Origin of the sequence: Aquidulcibacter sp. (genome assembly GCF_044346625.1) — a bacterium.
GTDB lineage: Bacteria > Pseudomonadota > Alphaproteobacteria > Caulobacterales > Aquidulcibacteraceae > Aquidulcibacter.
The window spans coordinates 1-17953 of the sequence record NZ_JBIIYV010000017.1; the positions used below are offsets into that span (position 1 = coordinate 1).

Genomic DNA, 17953 nt, shown 5'->3' on the forward strand with positions numbered 1-17953 from the left:
AATGATCAATGACCAACCGCCAATCCCCCCGCTCCGCCAGCTATGTGACGAGCGCTGCGCAGGGGGATTAGCTGTCACCGCGTGTTACACCACCAAATGGGACGTGATCCCTTAAGTGATGCAATTTTGACAGAAATGCGACTTTAACCTTACTAAGGTTGTGAAAAACCCCGTTTAGGAGAAACCATGGAAGATTTGATGCGATCCCAACAAATTGAAAACATCCTTGAAGTTGCAGGAGATCTCTTTTTCGAATTTGGCTTTGTGAATACGAAGGTAAGCGACATTGCCGCCCGCAGCGAAATCTCAACGGCTTCGATTTATAAGGCGTTTCGGTCCAAGGAAACTCTTTATTGCGCCGTGCTGGTACATGGTATTGATAAACTAAAGCTACTTACCCGGCCTTTAGCCGTCGAGGGCGATCGGGTAAGTCAGCTCTTGAAAGCTTCCGACCACTATCAAAAACTTTGTGCTGCGGCTTTGTTTCGAGACTTGATCAGGGCACCACTTGAGCACAACACCATTCCGATTTCGTTTTGGCGGTCGATATGTCGCCAACTCAGGTCTGCGCTTGAGCAGATGAGCATGCCCGCCCTAAAGGCCTGCGCAACCGGGGGATTGCTTGATCCCCATCCTATCAAGGAAGCCTTTCGCCTGTTAAGCGCCTATATCGAACATCAGACGATTTGGTCTGGGCTATTCATCAGAGCGACAGCGAGAAAGTCAGCCGAAAAAGTTCACATTGCCGACGAGGCTGTGCGTATCGTATTGGCGGCTTATCCCTCTAAGGTTGGCGGGGCGTTTGACCCCTATGACGCCGCTCTTCAAAGCGCTTAGCGGATACCGCTGCGGATACGTCCCGCTCCAGAGGACTGGGCTCACCGAACGCGAGGGACGCGACATGCTCGGCCAACCAATGCGCGGTAGTAAATCCGCGAGACCCAAGCGCCCCTAGCACAAAGAAACCGGGTCCCTCCTGACTTGCCTTTGGTGAAGCGGCACCGGCAATCGGTAGCCGGTCTTTGGCGGCAACGCGAACGCTGGAACGGCCGAAAGCGGTGGCAAGATTGATGCGGTCGGAAAGCTCGGGCGCAATGCTGGACAGGGAGTCTAGGTTCCGTTGATGGCCCGATGCTAGCACAGCGGGCTTTTCAGATCGGCTCAAGTCCCATGGGTCAAAGGTTGCGCCAAATAAGAGCTGGCTGTGAAATGACGCAGCATAGGGACCACCAGCCAAAGCGGTTTCGGGCAAGACACCGTTGATTTGAGCGAGGCTGATCTGCCCGGCGCGCCCTTCTAATTCCGTGTCCAGCTTTACAAACCGGTCTAGTTGCGTGCCGGAGGCAACAACGCAAACCTCCGCCTCAGCCAAAACATCTCCTGCTTCATTTAAGGCCTGCCACTGCCCAGACTGATAGCGTAGCGCGGCCGCCGTCACCGGGTGCCGGGTGGCATTTCGGGTCAGGCTCGGCAACAGTCGGTCTGGGTAGACCAAGCCACCGGTCCTATGAAGCAAGCCACCAGTATCAAGCCTGCTCAGAAGTTCTGGCGGCAAGGGTGGGTTCTGGCCCAAGTCGTCGAGTCGCACGCGGTCGCGGTCATCGCCGGGCAATTCCTGAACTTGCGTTTGTATAAAACTCTCCCTGTCCACACCCTCATAAAGGCTTGTCGCGCAAAGATACGCGGCCCGGAAAAAGCGTGCTTCGCGTGTATCGCCACGGTCCAAACGGGGCATGACCAGAGCTACAGGATTATGGCTGGCCTTGGATTGGCCGCAAGGGTCCCCGTCCAACAGCTCAACCCGAACGCCCCTGCGCGCAAAAGCAAAGCTAGCTGCGGCCCCGGCAATGCCGCCGCCAATCACCAGGACAGAGGCTGGCTTGGCAGGTGCGCTTTCTCGTTCACCCGGCCAAACCGCTTCCAGTCGTTGGCGTTTTGAGCCAAAGCCCGGCTGACGACTAACGCTAAAGCCGCAAGCCTCAAGGCCACGGCGGACGGCCCCAGCTACAGAGTAAGTCGCAAGTCGGGCTCCCGGAGCGCACAGTCGTGCCACTTCTTGGAGAAGCTCTGGCGACCACATGTCTGCATTGCGGCTTGGTGCAAATCCATCCAGGAACCAAGCATCCGCCTTAAAGTCCATCGCCTGCAGGCTGCGCAGCGCGGGCCCCACTAGGACCGTCAGGCAGAACCCATCATCCTCGAACCAGATGCGCTGGTTGCCAAAAGCCCGAACGGGCCAGCGCGCCAAAAGTTGTCCTGAAAGGTCGGCCAGTTCTGGCCAGTGCGCATGGGCTTTCCCGGCATGCTCAGCCGTCATCAAAAAAGCTTCGGTGGTGATAAAGTGGAGTATCTGGCCGGGCTGGCGGGTTTTGCGCCATAGATTCCAAGTTGCCAGCACATTCAGCCCAGTGCCAAAGCCCAGTTCTGCAAGGATGAAATGTGACTGTGATTGCCAAGCCTCAGGCAGACCGCACCCTTCTAAGAATACTTTGCGTGTTTCTTCTAGGCCATTATCGCGAGAGAAATAGCTGTCGTGAAAGGCTTTACCCAAGATCAGCCCACTGTCGTCGAATGAGATTTCGGGCTCAAGGGGCAGGCGTGAGGAAGGGGTGGTCACGATGTTTCGGCACTCTCTATTGTTCTAGCCCTTGGATTGAGAGGACCCTAACGCAAAAAGGCCGCCCATTGGGCGGCCTTTCGCGCATCTACTTTCGCGTAAGCGAAAGTAAGTGACTTACTTCTTTTCTTCGGTGACTGCGTTCACAGCTTCACCAGCTGCTGCGTCAACAGCGTTGGTTGCTTCGGTAGCTGCTGCGTCGACAACGTTTGCTGCTTCGGTTGCAGCTGCGTCAACAGCGTTGGTTGCTTCGGTAGCTGCTGCGTCAACAACGTTAGCTGCTTCAGTAGCTGCTGCGTCTACGGTGTTGGTGGTTTCAGCTGGCTGGCCGCATGCGGAAACGCCGAGAACTGCAACAACTGCTGCTGCTGCGAAAAGCTTCTTGAGCTCGATCATTGTCTAAATTCCTTCTTTGCCCTGAACGCCTCGTCTCGGGCGCAGTAACGGGTTCATTAGAAGGTGTCTCGTCCTGAAGCAATAGCGTTACATCAGCAACTTTTGCCAAGTCTGCTATGCGTTTTTGCTGTAACAATGCCGTGTCCATACCCGCAACGGCATAGCTGCTGCGGGTGGAAATCCTTGTTAACTAAAAGCAATATCAATCGCTTAACATTAACAGCCGATCATTCAGCAAGCACAACATAAGTCAAATCGGCGACAAGTAAATCTAGTTTTTCTGACGATTTAGATCACTTATGCGTCGTTTGGCATATTGTTGAGGGCCTCTTCCAGCTTGGCGAAAGACGGTGCGAGCGAGCTAGGAACGCTGCCGCGGCCAATTTCTACCGACACTTGCGCAGCATTTCCATGCAAATGGGCGACCAAAACGTCCATGATGATCTTATAGAATTGATGCTCTTCATCCACGACCTGGACCAAACGGGTCGCCATCGGGCCAACGATACCATAGGCCAAGAACACGCCCAAAAAGGTTCCGACTAGAGCTTTACCGATCATGCCACCCAGAACTGCAGGGGGTTCGGTGATGGCACCCATGGTTTTCACGATACCCAAAACGGCCGCCACAATCCCCAGAGCGGGCAAGCCGTCTGCCATGGATTGTAGGGCATGCGATGGGCCATGAGCCTCATGATGATGCTTTTCCAATTGCTTTTCCATCGCAGCTTCGACCTGATGGGGGTCATCCAAGTTCATCGTCATCATGCGCAAGGTGTCGCAGATGAAGTCAGTTGCGTGGTGATCCTTCAAAATCTTCGGATAGCGCTTGAAAATAGCGCTATCCTCTGGCTTTTCGATGTGGGCTTCTAGGGCCACAACGCCCTTAGCCTTCATGGTTTTGGTCAAAGCAAACAAGAGCACCAGCAGATCCTGATAATCTTGCGCTTTCCACTTTGGACCACCAGCAATTTTACCGATGCCAGCGCCAGTCGCTTTGATGGTGTCAAGCGAGTTACCAATCACGAATGCGCCAATGGCGGCACCAAAGATCATCATAAATTCGAGAGGTGCTGCAGCGATAATAACATCAAAGTGGCCGCCGGCGAGCGCAAACCCACCAAAGACCATGCCAAAAACGATCAGGAGACCGATTACGAGAAACATAGTGCTTAACCCATTCTGGAGTAATCGAACGGTGCTAAGTCGCACCAGACACTCAAACTGCTTGCCCCCATTCATACAGGACAAGACTTAACAGGCGGTGCAAAAAAGGTTTTTGAAGTCTTTAATAGATCGATCAAATGCCGAATTTACTTGGCCTTTGCCGAGAAACGTCGCATGGAGGAATGACCCATCGAGGCTTTGGCCCGCTCCACTCAGGCTTAAATCAAACACAAACGAGCTGCCGCCCAATGGCCGACCAAAGTCACAATCCAAACAATCCCAAACAGACCTACCGGCTTTTGTTTGCGTGCCTTGCAATTGTTGGGATTGGGAATTCGATGTTGTTTGCGGTTCTGCCGCCAATTGCGCGTGAAACCGGTATGCCGGATTGGTCAGTTTCGGCGATCTTCACTTTGTCGGCTGTTCTCTGGGTGCTGACGAGCCCTGTTTGGGGTCGCATGAGCGACAGCAAGGGCCGCAAGCCGATGATTGTAATGGGTCTAAGTGCTTATGCGCTATCGACCGGTGCCTTCACCGTGATTGCGGCGATTGGTTTGATGGACCATTTCCACTGGCTGACCCTGTTTATGGGTTTGGCGGCGGCGCGTCTGATCTTTGGCGCTTTTGGTTCTGCAACCAATCCAGCTGCGCAGGCTTATGTCGCCGACACCACCACACCGGAAATTCGGACCAGGGAGATTGCAGCCGTCACCTCTGCGTTTGCTTTTGGGTCTGCGGCCGGTCCTGCCTTGGCCGCAGGCATGATTGCCAATATGGGCTTGTTGGCACCCTTGTTCGCCACCACCATCTTGGCGATTATCGGCGCCTTATCGGCCCGCTTGTTCTTGCCGAATATCGAAATTACCCCGACCGCTAAAAAATCGGCGGCCCCATCTTCGGTTTGGCGGTTGGCACTCAACCCTTCTGTGCGTCCGTGGTTGCTGTTTGGCGTGATTTTGTCAGCTGTTACCGCGGTTATGTTTCAGCAAGTCTCCTTCTATTTTATCGACCGGCTGGGCGTGACGCCGCGAGAAGGGGCAACACTCAGTGCGGTCGCCTTGGCTCTCGGGGCGATGGCGCAAATCATCGCACAATTGGTTCTGATCCCACGGCTCAGCCTCTCCCCGCGCGGCCTGATTGTTTGGGGTTGTCTTATCACTGGCGCGGGCGCTGCCTTGACTGCTTTTGGGGATAGTTTTGGTACGCTGTCGGTCGCGCAAGCCTTGGTTGGGCTGGGCTTTGGGTTGGCGCGCCCGGGATTTACCGGTGGAGCTTCACTCGCCGTCAGCCAAGATGATCAGGGCAGTGTTGCAGGGTTGGTGGTCGCGGCCAATGGGGCTGGATTTGTCGTAGCACCCATATTCGGGGCAGGCCTTTATGCGCTCGTCAGTCACCAAGCACCCTTTGTCCTCTGTGCATTGGTGCTGTTTTTGTTGGCAGTTTATGGCCTCACCAGCAAACAATTGGTGGGCGCACCGATGGAAGAAAGCCCGCCGGATCAGCCCGGGGTTTAGGGCTTTGCCCTAATTTCAGAATTAACGCGCAACTTTGATCCGAACGGATCAAACCGCTCTCGTTTTGGATTAACGCGCAACTTTGATCCGAACGGATCAAACCGCGCTTTAGTCTTCCGCCTCCAGCCGTTCCATATCAGCATCAGAGAGGCCCATATGATGGCCGATCTCATGCACCAGCACGTGGCTGACCATGTCTTCGAGGCTCACATCGCCGCGCGTCCGCCATTCATTCACAATGGCTGCCCGGTAAAGCCAGACTTCTGGCGGTGGCAGGAATCCTGAGTTGGCCAGATCTGCCCGGACACTTGCCCCGCGATAGAGGCCAGCCAATTGTAATGGGTGGCGCAGGCCAAGACCGTGCAAGGTAGCGGGATCCGCGCCTTCAGCCACACGAAACACCACCCGCCCGCACGCAATACGAAAGGGCTCTGGCAAGCGCGCAAACGCTTCTTCTGCCATCAGGGAGAGATCATCGAGGCTGGGTTCACGTGGGAATGAGCCTCTGGATGAGAAAGCGAAATTCTGCATTATCCCCATATGGGGAGGCAGGTCGCCGCGCGAAAGTCCCTACTTTATCCCAGAAAGTGCGAGTTCAGCGCGTGAGGCGGCGGCCGTCACGGCAGCGGTTGCAGCCGGGGCTTCAGGAATGGTCACGCTTGGAAACAAAGCCACCAAGGCAACCACATCTTTTGCCAATTGCGCTGTGCGTTTCTCATCCTTGGCGGCAAGTTTGTTTTGCGCGCTTTTGAAAGCCTGCTCGGCTGCCAAAACAGCCCCGTAAGCGTGCTGGTACTCCGTTGGGTCATTGCCGTCTGGATGGACAACGCCGCTGTAAAGCCCCGATGCAATCCCTAACATGCCTTTGATCACATCGCTCTCTGAGGCGGCTGCGCTGGTTTGGGCGGCTTGCGTCGCTTTGAAGGCTTTCGCAAAGGCTGCTTCGACTTCAGCTTTGCCTTTTTTGCCATCAATGGCTGCCACAACTGCGTCATAGCTCGGCTTCAAGTCTTTGACTTTGCTATCAAGCTCTGCGGCGTCTGGCTGATAAACTTCCAACAGACCTTGGGCGATCAGGACCGAAGCTTCATCAACCTGCCCAGCTGCAAAGGATTTCTGCGCAATCAACAAGAAGCCACCTAAATGGCTCACGCGCAGGCCCAACCAGGAAGCTGGGTCCACGTTGGAATAGGCGTTCGCAGCACCGGCCTCACCACTTTCACCACCTGCACGGGCAGCCGCAGGGGCGGGGGCAGGCTTTGCGCCTTCCCCTTCGCCTTCACCCGCCTTGCTAGAGGCCGCAGCCTTTTCGCCGTCTGCCGCAGAAGTTCCAGCTTCGCCGCCCGGTTGGCATGCCGCAGCACCGGCCAAGGCCATTGCGCTGACACCCATCAAGGTCCACATGCGGGGCTTGAACTCAATCATATCTAATTCCTTGCTGCGAAAAACACTATTTTGTGATTGTGGCCGAGGCTAGATGAAAATGCAAGTCGTTTGCAGGTAGGGTGCTGATGTTGATCATTGTGGATCAGATTCTGGGATCTGAAGACCTTGAGCGCGCGCGTTCAGAGATCGAAACGCTGTCTTTTGTCGATGGAAAAGCCACGGCTGGCGCTTTGGCGAAATCGGTGAAGAACAACCAGCAAGCAAAGGGTGGTGCAGCAGACGCGCTAATTGAATTTGTCCAGCGCGCGCTTGAACGCCACGATGTATTTCAATCTGCGGCACAGGTGAAAACCTATGGGCCGATCCTGATCTCCCGCTATCAACCCGGCATGGCTTATGGCCTGCATGTCGACAATGCCTACATGAATGGTGTGCGATCAGACCTGTCCTTCACGCTTTTTCTGTCTGAGCCTGACAGCTATGACGGCGGCGCTCTGTGTGTTGAACAGCCCGCTGGCCGCCAGACCATTAAATTGCCGGCGGGCAGCTTGGTGCTTTATCCTTCAACGACACTGCATGAGGTTGAGCCCGTCACGCGGGGTGAACGCTTGGCCGTTGTTGGCTGGATCGAGAGCCGGGTGTTGTCCGCAGAAGGCCGCGAAGCTTTGTTTGATCTGGCCCAGGTACGCGCCAGCCTCGCCAGCGTGCCACAGGTTGATCCCATGGTGCGCCTGACGCTACAGAAGGCCGAAGCCAATCTGATACGCCTGTTGAGCCGAGTTTAATCCCATGAACGCCGCTGACCTGTTTTATAGCTTTCCGCGCAAGATCGATCTGGGGCTTGCCCGCGTTGCGGCGGCTTTAGAGGCTTTCGGGCGTCCGCAAGACCTGATCCCGCCTGTTATCCATGTCGCAGGCACCAATGGCAAAGGCTCCACCGTCGCGTTCCTGCGCGCCATGGCAGAAGCCGCGAACTTGTCAGTTCATGCTTATACGTCACCGCATTTGGTCTCGATTTACGAGCGCTGGCGGGTCGCCGGGCAGCTTATCGACGAAGAGGCCCTGCTAGACATTGGCCATCGGATCCAAGCAATAAGCAATCAGATCCCTTTGACAGTCTTTGAAGCAGAAACAGTTGCTGCCTTTGTTGCCTTTAGTGAGACCATGGCCGACCTGACCTTGTTGGAAGTCGGCCTTGGTGGGCGCTTGGATGCGACCAATATTGTCACCAAGCCAAAGCTGACCATCATCACCCCGGTTGATTTTGACCATAAGGAGATGCTGGGCGACACCTTGGCCAAGATTGCGGGCGAGAAGGCCGGCATCTTAAAGCCGCGTGTGCCCTGCATTGTGTCGCGTCAGGCTGACGAAGCCTTGGCTGCAATTGAACGCCGCGCAGAAGCGCTGGCCGCCCCACTCTTGGTCTTTGGTCGCGATTGGGATTGCTATGCAGAGCGCGGGCGCCTGATTGTGCAGACCCAAGACCGCCTGCTGGACTTGCCCTTGCCGGGCCTTGCCGGGCACCACCAGCTTGAAAATGCTGGGGCAGCCGTCGTGGCCATGACCTTGTACGGTTTGGATGAGGCTGCAATCGCTCAGGGCGTCCAAAACGTCAGCTGGCCTGCCCGCATGCAGCGCCTACATGCAGGGCCGTTTGCAGAAGCTGCAGCTTCAGCGGGGGCAGAGCTCTGGCTTGATGGCGGACATAATCCCCATGGGGCTGCGGCCGCGGCTGCCTATATGGCAAGCTTGCAAGCCAAAGACCCCCGCCGCTTGGTGCTGATCACCGGTCAATTGGCGACCAAGGACCCCACAGGCTTTTTCCAGGCCTTTCAAGCACTCAAGCCCGAGGTTATCACCGTGCCGATCCGAACGTCGGATGCCGGGCGGCCACCCGCCGAACTGGCAGAGCTCGCGCGTGCCATGGGCTTTGAGGCCGCGCCTGCTGACACGCCGATGGATGGGCTGAAGCTCGCTTTGGCGCAGGCGGAAGGCCCAGCGCGCGTGCTCATTTGCGGCTCGCTCTATCTGGCTGGGGATGTTTTGGCGGATGGGCCAAAACTCACTTAATCCGCCACGCTGCAACGCCAGCTGCGGGTAAGTCCGGCCCGCCGATGACGTAGTCGAATTTCTCCGCGTCGACGATATGATCGCTTAAGCGCACTGGCTCAGCTTCATAATTGATCGCGAACAAGAACGTGCCGCGCTGGCGCAAGCGCAATCCATCTGGCAGGCTAAATATGGCTAGCCCTAATTCTTCGCAGCGCCGTCGCAGTAAAGTGTCTAAGAGCTCGGCATCAGGCCAGCAGGCCAGATAGTCCACCATGTCTGTGTGATACCAAATCCCATGGCCGCTGGCGGTAGAGGCCTCTGGGACAAGCTCGGACTGGATATGCTCCAGCCAACGCGTCACTTTGAATGGCCCTGCCTGTTCGACATGTCCCGGCCGTAGGCTCTCAACCCGGTTCACCACCAGCGGGATCAAGTCCTGCGCCAAACCGGGTGCAAGATTGGCGGGGATCTGGAAATCATCGGTTTTAGAACCCGCACGTGGCCCCAACACACAAGCAGCCCCGCTGGCCTTGATCCTGGCACTCAAGCCCTCTGGCCAGAAAATCTGCAAGGGGCACAAGATCAGTTGATAGCCGCCTAAATCTGCACTTGGAGACACAATATCTACCGACAGGCCCAAGCGGCGCGCGGCACTGTAGAAGTGGATGAGGAGTTCAAGGCCGCGATAATCCCGGCCTTGCGGCTGGATCTGATTTGCCCAGATGGCTTCATAATCAAACAAAAGTGCGACGGGTGCTTGGGTAGTTGCTGCCCCGGCAACAGCGGCCAATTCAGCGGCGACCTGGCGGGCTTCACCAGCGGCCTCTGCTTCCACGCTGTCGGGCCGCAATAGGCCCGCATGCATTTGTTCTTGCGCAAAGGGTGCTTGCCGCCAGCGGAAATAGGAAACGCATTCAGCGCCATGGGCCAAAGCCTCCCACGTCCAAGCACGCACCATGCCGGGCAAGGGAGCAGGGTTCCATGCCGCCCAATTCACAGGCCCCGGCTGTTGTTCAATCACTTGCCAACGACCACGTCCGACGCCGCGATAGAGGTCGTGATGAAAGGCGGTAAAGTCTGGATGGCCTTGGCGCAAAAAGCGCTCCTTGGTGACGTCCGGCCACCAAGCCTGTTCCAGAAAGCCCAATGGATAGGAATCCCAAGCGGCAACATCAAGCTGCTCACCCAGTTTGAAATGATCAAAGGCGGTGAACATGCCCATATAATTGTGCAGCACATCCCGGCCCGGACTCTGGGCCCGCAAAATATCTGTCTGTACACGGTCAAAGGCGGCAACTTCGTCGCTGGCAAAGCGTGCCCAGTCTTGACGGTGGGCTGGATTGGCTTCGGTGACGGTCTCGACCGGCGGGTCGATTTCCGCAAAGCTTAGATATTCCATACTCCAAAACACATTGCCCCATGCCTGATTGAGGGCTTGGATGGAGGGGTACTTGGCTGCCAACCAGGTTCGAAACCCCTCACGAGCCGCCTTGGAGTAGGAGATAATCGTATCGTGGCAGCCATATTCATTGTCGGTCTGCCAGGAAGCAATTGCAGGATGGGTGCCATAGCGGCGGGCTATAGCCTCCACAATCCGCGCGCACTCGGCCCGATAGGTCAGGCTTGAGAAACAATAATGACGTCGGGAACCGAAATGGCGCGGCCTGCCGTGCGCGTCCAAGGCCAAGACATCTGGATGGGCATCAATCAGCCATTTGGGTGGCGTCGCCGTCGGTGTTCCCAAGACAATGTGCAGGCCCGCTTGATGCAAGGTTTCAATCGCCCGGTCGAGCCAGCCCCACTCAAACACACCCGGTGTTGGTTCAATCCTGCTCCAAGCAAACTCGCCAATCCGCACTTGGCTGATGCCAATTTCGGCCATGCGCTTAGCGTCTTCGGCCCACATGGCTTCGGGCCAATGTTCAGGATAATAGCAAACGCCTAACTTCATGTCCGTGTCCCATCTTGGCAGCGGGCCGAAATAGACCTAGCGGTGTTGCCATGACGACAGCACCTCAGTCTCAGATTGCCCTCGCTCGCTTTAAGGATGCTTTTAGCGGCTCGCCAAGGCTTTTTCGTGCGCCGGGCCGTATCAATATCATTGGCGAGCATGTGGATTATGCAGGCGGCAAGGTTATGCCCGCCGCGATCGACTTTGCTTGTTGGGTGGCGGCCCGTCCAAACGGGTTAGATGTTCTCAGAGTCAGCAGTGACCTTGGCCAAGGCGACCTGCCGCTGGATCACTTTGTAAAACAGGGCGATTGGCGCGATTATGTTGCCGGGGTGGCTTTTGCGCTGGCCGATGCAGGTCATGGGGTGCAAGGCTATGATCTCGCGATTGCCTCAGATGTCCCCATGGGGGCCGGCGTTTCTTCTTCTGCCGCCCTCGAAGTTGCCGTTGGATTGGCCTTGAGTGGCGGTGCTGTGACTGGCAAGGACCTCGCGCTGATCGCCCAAGCAGCCGAGAACAACTATGTCGGCATGGCTTGCGGCATTATGGACCAGTTTGCCAGCGCCTGTGGTGTCGAGGGCCATGCTCTGATGCTGGATTGTGCAACCTTGGCGTATCAGCCAATCCCGTTACCCGCCACGGCTTGCTTCCTGATCGTCGATTCAGGTGTGAAACATCAACACACCAGTGGCGGCTATGCCAGCCGTCGCGCCGATTGTGAAACGGCAGCGCACACTTTGGGCGTGGCTTTGTTGGCTGGGGTAACCGACCTTGGTGCGCTCGATCAGTTGAGCGGGAATCCCTTGAAGCGCGCGCGCCATGTGCTCACCGAGATTGAGCGTACCCAACGCGCCGAAATCGCCTTGGTGCAAGGTGATTTGATGGAACTAGGTCACCTTCTAAACGCCAGCCACGCCAGCCTTTCGGCCGATATGGAAGTCTCAACCCCTGAAGTGGATCGCCTAACTGCTTTGGCGCAGGCCACAGCGGGTGTGTATGGGGCGCGCATGATGGGTGGCGGCTTTGGGGGCTCCATCATTGCCCTGGTTGAACCGGACCTAGCCGCGACGGCACTGGAAGCCATTCTGGAAACCTATTCTGTGTATCTTGGCGGGCGGCCCGGGGCCTTTGTGGTGCGGGCTTCAGCGGGTGCCGGGGAGGTTCTATGACGGACCAGAAGCCACATCGGCGGCAAAACCTACTGACCGGGGAATGGGTGCTGGTGTCCCCCCACCGGATGGGTCGCCCCTGGCAGGGTGAGACGGGAAGCACCGCAGCCCCTGAAGCAATGACCTATGATCCGGCGTGTTATTTGTGCGCCGGCAACACGCGGGTCGGCGGGGTGGTTAACCCCGCCTATGACGGCGTCTGGGTTTTTGACAATGACTTCCCGGCGCTCTTGGGTCCTGACGGGCAAGCCAGCCCACCCGTCGACAACATTCTCATCGCAGAACCTGAAACCGGTGTTTGCCGCGTCATTTGCTATACGCCCGACCATTCCAAAACCATGGCCAGCATGACGCAAGCAGAGATTACCTCGCTCGTAGAAGTCTGGACGACGCAATGGAAAGAGTTATCTGCGCGCGCCGACCTGGCTTCTGTCACTATCTTTGAAAATCGCGGTGCTATGATGGGGGCAAGTAACCCCCATCCCCATGGCCAGATTTGGGCGACATCCAGCGTTCCCAATGAACTGGCGATTGAGGTCGAACGGCAGGCGGCTTGGTTTGACAAAAGCGGTACGCCCCTTTTGATCGATTATCTGGAACGGGAACTGGCAGACGGCACCCGCATCGTGTGTGCAAACACCCACTTTGTCGCTCTGGTGCCGTTTTGGGCGGCCTGGCCGTTTGAAACTTTGGTCCTGCCGCGCCGATCAGTCGCCGCCTTGGATGAATTGAGCGCAGAAGAACAAGGCGATCTGGCCGATATCTTGCGGCGGTTAACTGCCAGCTTTGATCGGCTGTTTGCGGCACCTTTCCCCTACACAATGGGCTTACATCAGCGCCCGACACAGGCCCCGGCCCCGGGCTTTGTATTCCACATGCATTTTTACCCGCCGCTCTTACGCTCCGCCACCGTCCGCAAATTCATGGTCGGCTTTGAAATGCTGGCCATGGCCCAGCGCGACCTCACACCAGAGGCCGCCGCTGAGCGGTTGCGGGCTGTTTTGGTCGACTAAGCGCGTTTTGATCCATTTGGATCAAAGTTGCGCGATAATTTAAGATCAGAGAGCGTTTTGATCCATTTGGATCAAAGTTGCGCGATAATTCAAAATCAGAGCAAATCTAGATTTGCTCTAGGCGGTCACCTGCAAAGGCTCTGCGTCCAAGGGTTCTGCCAAGCGGGTCAGCATCTCCTTGGGCACCACTTGCCAAATATTGCCGATTTCGTTGGCCATATCATCCAAAATCCGCCGCCCTAAGGGTGAGCCAGTGGCTTTGACATGGCGTTCCAGCAATTCCGTGAACTGGCTTTCCCAATGCGGGCTACCAATCCGCCGCCAGACAACGCTGTCGGGATTGATCAGCTTGGGCAAGCGGTTGGCAGGGTCCCAGACATAGGCCATTCCGCCTGTCATACCGGCCGCGAAATTGTCACCAACCGGGCCGAGTGAAATCACCAAGCCGCCAGTCATATATTCACAGCCATTGGCCTCCATGCCTTCCACCACGGCTGAGGCACCCGAATTGCGCACCGCAAACCGTTCCCCCGCTTGGCCAGAGGCCAACAGCATGCCGGAGGTCGCGCCATACAGGCAGGTATTGCCGATGATGGCATTTTCCTCAGGTCTGAGGCCAGAGCCAGAAGGCGGCCGCAAGACAATCGTCGCGCCTGAAAGGCCTTTGCCGACATAATCATTGGCATCGCCCACCACGTCCAAGGTCAGGCCTTGCACGCCAAAGGCACCCAAGGATTGCCCGCACGACCCTTCAAGGCGCACCGTCAAGCGGCCTTCAGGCAGAGCGCCCATGCCAAACTTGCGCACAATGGCGCTGGAAGAACGGGTGCCAATGGCGCGCTGAACGTTGCGCACGCCATAAGCCAATTGCATCTTCTCCCCCCGCTCAAAGAAAGGGGCGGCATCGCGCAGGATTTGGGCGTCCAGCGTATCGGGCACTTCAACGCGTGGCTTATCGGTGCCAAAGCGGGTTGGCTTGGCCCCTTCGACGCGGACCAAAAGCGGGTTGAGGTCCAGGTCATCGAGATTGGCTGCCCCACGGCTGACTTGCCGCAACAGGTCGGTGCGACCGACCACTTCGTTCAAGGTCTTAAAGCCAAGGCTGGCGAGGATTTCGCGCACGTCTTCTGCGATGAAGCTCATCAGATTGACGACCTTCTCCGGCGTACCGGTAAAGCGTTGACGAAGCGCTTCGTCTTGGACGCAGACGCCCACGGGGCAGGTGTTGGAATGGCACTGACGCACCATGATGCAGCCCATGGCGACCAAAGACGCGGTACCAATGCCAAATTCCTCAGCCCCCAGCATTGCGGCCATCACGATATCGCGGCCTGTCCGCAGACCACCATCCGTGCGCAACACCACATGGTCGCGTAGGTTGTTCAGCGTCAGGACTTGATGGGCTTCGGCCAGACCTAATTCCCAGGGAATACCGGCAAATTTGATCGAGGTCTGGGGCGAGGCACCGGTGCCACCGACATTGCCTGCGATTAAAATGATATCTGCCTTGGCTTTCGCCACACCAGCCGCCACTGCTCCAATGCCCGATTGGGCAACCAGCTTTACGCAAACCTTCGCTTCGGGATTGATCTGCTTCAAATCATAGATCAGCTGAGCCAAATCCTCGATCGAATAGATGTCGTGGTGTGGCGGTGGGCTGATCAAGGTTACGCCCGGTGTCGCATGGCGCAGACGCGCGATCATTTCGGTGACCTTAAAGCCGGGCAATTGCCCGCCCTCACCGGGCTTTGCCCCTTGCGCGACTTTGATCTCAATCTCGCGGCATTGGTTCAGATATTCCGCCGTCACACCAAAACGACCCGAAGCCACCTGCTTCACCGCGCTGTTAGGATTGTCGCCATTGGGGAGGGGCTTATAGCGCTCACGGTCTTCACCGCCTTCGCCAGAAACGGACTTGGCACCAATGCGGTTCATCGCCACGTTCAACGTGCCGTGTGCCTCTGGGCTCAAGGCCCCCAGCGACATGCCCGGCGTGTTAAAGCGCTTGCGGATTTCGTTCAGGCTCTCAACGCCTTCCAGGGCTACGGGCTTACTGGTGGTTTGGAAGTCCAAAAGGTCGCGCAATTGGATCGGCGCGCGCCCGCTCAGCAGGCCAACATATTTCTGATAAGCCGCGTACGAGCCCGTGTTACAGGCCGTCTGCAACTGATGGATTTGAGCGGCTTCCAGTGCATGCGGCTCACCCGAGGCGCGCGCCTTATAAAGCCCGCCGATGGGCAGACTGACGACGGCTTCTTCCCACGCCCTGGCGTGAATAGCTTGGGCTTTAAACGCAATCCCTTGCAGACCAATGCCGGAAATACGCGAGCTCATGCCCGGGAAAAAGTCGGCGACCAAAGCGCGCGACAGGCCCAAGGCTTCGAAATTATAGCCACCGCGATAAGAGGAAATGACCGAAATCCCCATCTTGGACAGGATTTTAAGAAGGCCCGCTTCAACCGCTTTCTTATAATTTACGACAGCCTGATTGAGGGTCAGGCTGCCCAAGAGGCCACGCGCATGACGATCCGCAATCGCCTCTTGCGCCAGATAGGCGTTGACACAGGTCGCACCGACGCCAACCAGAACCGCGAAATAATGGGTGTCGACGCATTCGGCGGCGCGCACGGTGATGGAGCAATAGGACCGCAAGCCTCTGGCAACCAAATGGGCGTGTACGCCGCCAGTGGCCAAGATCATCGGGGCCGCAATTCGGCCAGGGCCCTGATGCTCGTCCGTCAGCACCAATTGGCTTTGACCGGCGCGGACAGCATCTTCGGCTTGCGCCTTGATCCGGTCCAACGCTTCGCGCAGAGCAGCGCCTGCAAGATCGGGGTCCTCGGGCATCTCATAGCTGCAGTCGATAAAGGCGACGCCTGCCCCCAACATGGCGACCATGCGGTCATACATGCCCGTGGTCAAAGCCGGGCTGTCGAGCACAAACACATCTTGCTGGGTCGCGTCTTGGGCAAGGATATTGCCGAGATTTTTAAAGCGGGTCTTCAGGCTCATCACGCGCTCTTCCCGCAACGGGTCGATTGGCGGGTTCGTGACTTGGCTGAAATTCTGCTTGAAGAAGTGCGACAATGGCCGATAGCGCGAGGAAAGCACGGCCAGCGGGGAATCGTCGCCCATCGAGCCCAAAGCCTCTTTGCCCTCTTCCGCCATGGGGGCGAGGACGACTTCCAATTCTTCCAGCGTAAGACCCGCAGCCACTTGCCGGCGCAGCAATTCTTGACGCGAATAAAGTTTCGGCTCTGGCCCCGGTCCGATGCGGGCCTCCAGATTAACGACGTTGGAGTTCCATTTGACGTAAGGGTGGGCGCTGGCCAATTTGTCGATAATGGCCTCGTGGGTATAAAGTTTGCCCTTCTCCATATCGACGGCGAGCATCTCCCCGCGTCCAACGCGGCCCTTTTTCGTGATGATGCGGCCATCGAGCGGGCACATGCCGGTTTCAGAGCCAACGGCCAGAATGCCGTCTTGGGTGACCGAGTAGCGCATCGGGCGCAGACCATTGCGGTCCATCCCGGCTACCGCCCAACGACCGTCATAAATCGCCAAAGCAGCAGGCCCGTCCCAAGGCTCCATCACCGCATTGCAATAAGCGTAAAGTGCCATGTGGCTGGGCTTCATGATGTTTTCTTGCTTGGCCCAAGCCTCTGGCACCAAAAGCGCCTTTGCCATCGGGGCAGAACGGCCCGCACGGACGAGGACTTCGCACACATTGTCCAAGGCGGCGGAATCTGACCCGCCTGCTTGCACGATCGGTTTCACGTCTTCCTGATAGTCACCAAAGGCTTCAGACGCCATCGGGATCTCGTGGCTCTTCATCCAATTGATGTTGCCTTTAACGGTATTGATCTCACCATTATGGGCCAACATGCGGAAGGGCTGGGCCAAGTGCCATTGCGGGAAGGTGTTGGTCGAATAGCGTTGGTGGTAGATCGCCACAGCCGACACAAACTTCTCGTCCTGCAAGTCCGGGAAGAAGGTATCGATGCTCTCGGCCAAGAACATGCCTTTGTAGATCACCGACTTGGACGAGAAGGAACAGACATAAAAGCCCGAAACACTCGATGCTAAAGCGCGTTTTTCAATACGGCGGCGGCAGATGAACAAGGTGCGCTCAAGCTCTTCAGCGCTGCGACCACGGGGGTCATAGAACAGGATTTGCTCAATCTCTGGCCGGGTCGCATTGGCCTTTTCGCCGATGACCGAGACATCGACCGGCACTTGCCGCCAGCCATAGATGTAAAAGCCAAAGTTCAGGATTTCGCGCTCAACAATCGTACGCGCGGTTTCTTGCGCGCCAAAATCGGTGCGCGGCAGGAAGATCATGCCCACGCAGATCGGATCATCGGTGGGGCTGTGGCCAGTGCGGGCCACTTGCTCGCGGAAAAAGTCTTGCGGTACGTCTACCCGCACGCCCGCGCCATCGCCGGTCTTGCCGTCTGCGTCGACGGCCCCGCGATGCCAAACGTTCTTCAAGGCCTTCAGGGCCATCGCCACAATATCGCGCCGGGGCTTGCCATCGAGCGCGCAGACAAGACCGACGCCACAGGAATCCTTCTCATCCTCCGGATTATAGGCATGGCCATCGGTCAAAATCTGCCGGTTCTTCAGATAGAGGTCGATGTCGCTGGAGCCGCTGGGAGGGAAAGAAGTGGTCATGATATGGTGCCTTT

General features: G+C 57.1%; 13 protein-coding genes. 6 read left to right on the top strand and 7 right to left on the bottom strand.

Annotated elements, in window-relative coordinates:
- The first annotated feature begins 186 nt into the window (after positions 1-186).
- Positions 187-837, top strand: a complete 651-nt coding sequence (locus ACIQ20_RS06435) for a TetR/AcrR family transcriptional regulator (RefSeq protein ID WP_395778535.1) — start codon at positions 187-189, stop codon at positions 835-837.
- Here the strand turns inward: ACIQ20_RS06435 and mnmD are convergent.
- The 3 genes from mnmD to motA all read right to left on the bottom strand — a co-directional run bounded on the left by mnmD (position 785) and on the right by motA (position 4180).
- Positions 785-2617 carry a tRNA (5-methylaminomethyl-2-thiouridine)(34)-methyltransferase MnmD gene (gene mnmD, locus ACIQ20_RS06440; protein ID WP_395778537.1) on the bottom strand — a complete coding sequence of 611 codons (1833 nt, stop codon included), beginning with the start codon at positions 2615-2617 and terminating at the stop codon, positions 785-787. The genes ACIQ20_RS06435 and mnmD overlap by 53 nt on opposite strands.
- A 117-nt stretch (positions 2618-2734) precedes the next feature.
- Positions 2735-3013 (bottom strand): hypothetical protein, encoded by a 279-nt coding sequence (locus ACIQ20_RS06445; RefSeq protein ID WP_395778539.1) that lies wholly within the window; start codon positions 3011-3013, stop codon positions 2735-2737.
- Between the two features lie 297 nt (positions 3014-3310).
- A complete protein-coding gene (gene motA, locus ACIQ20_RS06450; RefSeq protein ID WP_395778541.1) occupies positions 3311-4180 on the bottom strand; it encodes a flagellar motor stator protein MotA in 870 nt (289 codons plus the stop codon).
- Between the two features lie 248 nt (positions 4181-4428).
- Here motA and ACIQ20_RS06455 point away from each other — a divergent pair, with 248 nt between their 5' ends.
- Positions 4429-5694, top strand: coding sequence for an MFS transporter (locus ACIQ20_RS06455; RefSeq protein WP_395778543.1), 1266 nt, complete (start codon positions 4429-4431; stop codon positions 5692-5694).
- Positions 5695-5802: 108 nt separating this feature from the next.
- Here the strand turns inward: ACIQ20_RS06455 and ACIQ20_RS06460 are convergent, their stop codons facing one another.
- A complete protein-coding gene (locus ACIQ20_RS06460; protein ID WP_395778545.1) occupies positions 5803-6225 on the bottom strand; it encodes a metallopeptidase family protein in 423 nt (140 codons plus the stop codon).
- Positions 6226-6264: 39 nt separating this feature from the next.
- Positions 6265-7119 (bottom strand): hypothetical protein, encoded by an 855-nt coding sequence (locus ACIQ20_RS06465; protein ID WP_395778547.1) that lies wholly within the window; start codon positions 7117-7119, stop codon positions 6265-6267.
- Between the two features lie 86 nt (positions 7120-7205).
- Between ACIQ20_RS06465 and ACIQ20_RS06470 the strand changes: the two genes are divergently transcribed.
- Both ACIQ20_RS06470 and ACIQ20_RS06475 read left to right on the top strand, forming a co-directional pair.
- Positions 7206-7865: a Fe2+-dependent dioxygenase gene (locus ACIQ20_RS06470; RefSeq protein ID WP_395778549.1), complete on the top strand. Its 660-nt coding sequence runs from the start codon at positions 7206-7208 to the stop codon at positions 7863-7865.
- 4 nt (positions 7866-7869) lie between these two features.
- Positions 7870-9150: a bifunctional folylpolyglutamate synthase/dihydrofolate synthase gene (locus ACIQ20_RS06475; protein WP_395778551.1), complete on the top strand. Its 1281-nt coding sequence runs from the start codon at positions 7870-7872 to the stop codon at positions 9148-9150.
- Here the strand turns inward: ACIQ20_RS06475 and ACIQ20_RS06480 are convergent.
- Positions 9143-11083, bottom strand: coding sequence for a beta-galactosidase (locus tag ACIQ20_RS06480; RefSeq protein WP_395778553.1), 1941 nt, complete (start codon positions 11081-11083; stop codon positions 9143-9145). The two genes, ACIQ20_RS06475 and ACIQ20_RS06480, sit on opposite strands and share 8 nt — an antisense overlap.
- A gap of 50 nt (positions 11084-11133) precedes the next feature.
- Here ACIQ20_RS06480 and galK point away from each other — a divergent pair, with 50 nt between their 5' ends.
- Both galK and ACIQ20_RS06490 read left to right on the top strand, forming a co-directional pair.
- The gene (gene galK, locus ACIQ20_RS06485) at positions 11134-12252 is read left to right on the top strand and encodes a galactokinase (protein ID WP_395778555.1); all 1119 of its coding nucleotides are present in this window, start codon (positions 11134-11136) and stop codon (positions 12250-12252) included.
- Positions 12249-13265 (top strand): UDP-glucose--hexose-1-phosphate uridylyltransferase, encoded by a 1017-nt coding sequence (locus tag ACIQ20_RS06490; protein ID WP_395778557.1) that lies wholly within the window; start codon positions 12249-12251, stop codon positions 13263-13265. The genes galK and ACIQ20_RS06490 overlap by 4 nt, the downstream gene beginning before the upstream one ends.
- A gap of 117 nt (positions 13266-13382) precedes the next feature.
- Here ACIQ20_RS06490 and gltB read toward each other — a convergent pair whose 3' ends face one another.
- A complete protein-coding gene (gene gltB, locus ACIQ20_RS06495) occupies positions 13383-17939 on the bottom strand; it encodes a glutamate synthase large subunit (RefSeq protein ID WP_395778559.1) in 4557 nt (1518 codons plus the stop codon).
- Positions 17940-17953: the final 14 nt, after the last annotated feature.